Source organism: Kitasatospora sp. NPDC127116, from assembly GCF_042677365.1.
GTDB classification, from domain to species: domain Bacteria; phylum Actinomycetota; class Actinomycetes; order Streptomycetales; family Streptomycetaceae; genus Kitasatospora; species Kitasatospora lactacystinica.
The window spans coordinates 1-3,671 of sequence record NZ_JBHXTL010000271.1 but is presented as its reverse complement, the minus strand read 5'-3'; the positions used below and the strand labels follow the sequence as shown (position 1 = coordinate 3,671).

General features: G+C 70.7%; 2 protein-coding genes and 1 pseudogene. 2 read left to right on the top strand and 1 reads right to left on the bottom strand.

What is annotated here, in order from left to right; genetic code table 11:
- Positions 1-646, bottom strand: a pseudogene (locus ACFVHV_RS43470) (hypothetical protein); the annotation flags it as partial.
- A 291-nt stretch (positions 647-937) separates the two neighbouring features.
- On the opposite strand from ACFVHV_RS43470, the gene ACFVHV_RS43465 reads away from it, so the two are divergent.
- Together ACFVHV_RS43465 and ACFVHV_RS43460 are read left to right on the top strand one after the other, a co-directional pair.
- Positions 938-2,302, top strand: coding sequence for an NUDIX domain-containing protein (locus ACFVHV_RS43465; protein ID WP_380359362.1), 1,365 nt, complete (start codon positions 938-940; stop codon positions 2,300-2,302).
- 320 nt (positions 2,303-2,622) lie between these two features.
- Positions 2,623-3,483: a hypothetical protein gene (locus tag ACFVHV_RS43460; protein WP_359913525.1), complete on the top strand. Its 861-nt coding sequence runs from the start codon at positions 2,623-2,625 to the stop codon at positions 3,481-3,483.
- Positions 3,484-3,671 lie beyond the last annotated feature (188 nt).

Below are 3,671 nucleotides of genomic sequence, written 5' to 3'. Positions count from 1 at the left end.
GGCGGTCGCGCCGGGGCGCGGCCGCCGGCGCCCCCGGCCGCCAGCCGAAGGGCTCCGCGGCCCGAACGGCCGGCGCAGGCGCGGTGTCCGAGGCCTCCCGGGCGATCCCGAAGGGGCCCGGCAGCCCGAACTGGGGTTCCGCCAACAGGCTTTCCCAGCAGCCGAATTCCGGTACCGGAAGCCACCACCGCTCACCCGGCAGGTCGACCGGGGTGCGCGTCGATCCGCCGCCGCGGCCGCGCGGGTAGCGGCCCTCACTGTTCTTCCCGTTCGGGTAGAGATCGACCGTCCGCCTCAGGGCCTTGTCCGAGAGCTCGGGGAGGTCCTCCTCCTCGTACTGCCATTCGGCCAGGTGGCGCAGGAACAGCCGCCCGGGCTCCAGCCTGCGCAGGTCGGCTTCGAACACCCGGCGGCCCGAGCCGTCGAACCGCCAGAGGCCCAGGTAGTGCGCGGCCCAGGCGACGTGCAGCACCGCGACGGGAAGCTCCTGCCCGGGGGCGGCGAGCACGACGGCGTACGGCTCGCCCGCCGCGTCCCGGCGGGCGGCCTCCGCCCGGGGGATCGGACGGACCGTCGAACGGTTCGAGGAGTCCCACCCGTCGCCGTAGACCGCCTCGACGAGCACGTCACTGTGCACCTCGGTCACCCCTGCCTCCATCGAACCTGCTGCTGTGCGGATCCACCCTAGAGACCGGGTCCGACAGGCCCGACAGCCGGCCCGCCGATGCCCGCTTCGAGGTCGAGCACCCGTACAGCGTCCCGCCCCCGCTCCGGATCCACTTGCGAGCCGCATTCGAACAGCACCATCATCGGACGCCTGGAACCGCCCACGAGCCATTCCTGAACCCGCCCTCCCAGGAGCGGACTTGACTGTCGAACCCCCCTGACCGGCAGTACTGCGCGCCCGCCCACCACCTTGCAGCGAGGAGCCCTTCCGGTGATCGACTTCAATGTGCTGACCGACCTGGCCCGCCGCGAGGGCGTCCAGCGGATCGGCGTCGGCGTGGTGGTCCGCGACACCTCCGGCCGGATCCTGATGATCCGCCGGGCCGCGCACGACGACCCGCCCGGCCGGTGGGAGTACCCGGGCGGCGGCCGGGCCGGCGACGAGACGGTGGCCGCCGGCGCGGCACGGGAACTGGCCGAGGAGACCGGACTCGCCGGCCTGCCACTGGAGTACGCGCGGCACCTGGACCTCACCGACCGGCGCGGCCTGCGCGTGCGCCAGTTCGTCTTCACCACGGTCGTACCGGACGGCACCGCGATCCTCCTCTCGGCCGGCCACGACGACCACCGGTGGGCCGCCCCCGACCGGCTGCCGCCCACGAGCGACGGGCAGCGCACCGTGATCGAATGGCTCACCGGCCGCCTGGCCCTCCCCGGCTGGCGGCCGGTCGGCGGCTACCTCACCACCATCGCCCGGCCCGGCTCCTACGGCTGTTTCCTCGTCACCGATCCGCAGGGGCGCGTCCTCGGGCTGCGCTCCACCGTCGACCCCGGCGTCTGGAACTTCCCCGGCGGCAACGTCGAGCACGGCGAGACACCGTTCACCACCGCCCTGCGCGAGGCCCGGGAGGAACTCGGCCTCGACCTCGCCACGGAGAACCCGCAGGTGCTCCGGCGGCGCCTGGTCGCCGTCGTCCACGAGCAGGCCGGCAGCCTGCTCCCCGTCCCCGCCTGCGGCTACGTCTTCGACGGCGGCGTCCTCACCGCCGAGCAGCAGGCCCGGATCCGCCTCGACCCCGCGGAGCACACCGAATGGCGCTTCGAGACCGCCCACGACTGGCACGACCACATGGGCCCGGACCGCTACCGGCGGCTCCTGCAAGCCCTGCGCGCCCACCGCAGCGGCACCCCGCTCTACCTCGAACGCCCGGCCCCGGCCGGCGACTTCGAGGGCGTCATGGTCCTCGTCACCGACCCGGCCGGGCGGCTGCTGATGCACCACCGCGACGACAAGCCCGGCATCGCCTGGCCCGGCTACTGGACCCCGATCGGCGGATGGCGCGAGGCCGACGAGACCCCCGAGGAGAACGCCGCCCGCGAGGTCCGCGAGGAGGCCGGAATCACCATCACCCGGATGCGGCCGGTACCCGGCCCGCAGCACGAGCTCGTCTCCCCGCTCGTCCGCGTCCTGCACGCCGCCTGGGACGGCCCCGAAAGCGACCTGCGGCTCGGCGACGAGGGCCTGGCCGTCCGCATGGTCCCCTTCGACGAGGTCCTCGACCTCAAGGTCCCGCCCTACATGCGGCACTACCTGCCGCTGCTCGCCGCGGCGGCCGACCACCCGGCCGGCGGGTGACAGGTTCCCGAGCGGGGTCGTCGACGGCGGGGCCCGTCGGGCCCGGCCCACGCGTGCGGGCGAACGGCCGGCCCAAGCTCCGGCGGGTCCGGCGAGAACTCCGCCACCGCCCCATCGGGCCGGCCACCTCGCCGAAGCCGTCCACGCCCTACGGAACCGCAGGAACCGCAGGAACCGCAGGAACCGCACAGCATGCGAAACGTTCGCAGCCGTCAGCGCACCGCCCCGGGATGCAAGTCCCCGACCACTGATTAAAATGTTTATAGCGAAAGTTTTTGCTGCTCGCCTGGATTTGATCGGACTTGAAAGGCGGAGCTCACATGACAACGCACGAGATCACCAACCACCATGAAGTCGACACAGAACCCGATCCGATAGTGTCCAGACTGTATCACGAGCTCGATTCTTTCGAGCGAACGGTGTCATTGGTGGGTTTTGTCGGAACGTCTCGACGCGCCGAGAGCATACGACTTTACCCCAGCCTTGATTTTGACACCTACTACGAGATCCACGTGGCCGACATAGTGAATCGATCCCGCACCGGCTCCGGCGATGACAGCCCTTCCGTGCTGCATGTGAGGAATACGGGAAGCATCGACATCGTCTCCTGCACGTCGGCCGACGACATCGCATCCTCCAGGCGGGTCCGACCGGAGGAATCCCACGGCACGATCACGACGGACCCGGGAACATTCAGCTCGACGACCCCCCTCTTTCGCGACAGTTATCCGCACAACCCGACCGGGGACGCGGTTCAGAAATTCGCCACTTCCCGACTGGGCCAGACCGTCGGCGGGGGCGAGTGCACCGATCTCGTCAACGCGGCACTGCAGGACGCGAACGCACGCCCAGGAAACTTCTCCAACCCCCCGTACTACGTTTGGGGCACCGAGATAACCCAGAGGCCACCCCAATGGGGAACCTGGCAGAACGGCGATATCATCCAGTTCGCCTACGCCCATTTCCAATGGGTCGAAAACCATGTCACCAAGACATGGGGGGTCGGCCCCACCGGGCGACACACAGCCATCATCTGGAATGCCACGTTCACCGGTTCGGGTCCCTGGGACACCTGGCTCATCCACCAGAACGACGGCGTCAGAAAGGTCACCCAACGACAGCTCTATCTCGCCCGCCTGGTGAGCGGCTCGTACACCGTCTACCGCCCTGTTCCTCTCTGAGGACCGCGTCCCCCTCGGGGCCGGCGCGCCACGGAAGGATCCCGCCCGGCCTGCCGTCGCACCTCGCAGGAAGGCCGTCGCACCTCGCGGGAAGTGGGATCGGACCAGGAACGGGCCGCCGGCCCGGGCCGTGGTCACCCCCGGGTCAAGTCGCCGATCCGTGCTCGCCGTCGGCCGGCCCGCCAGGC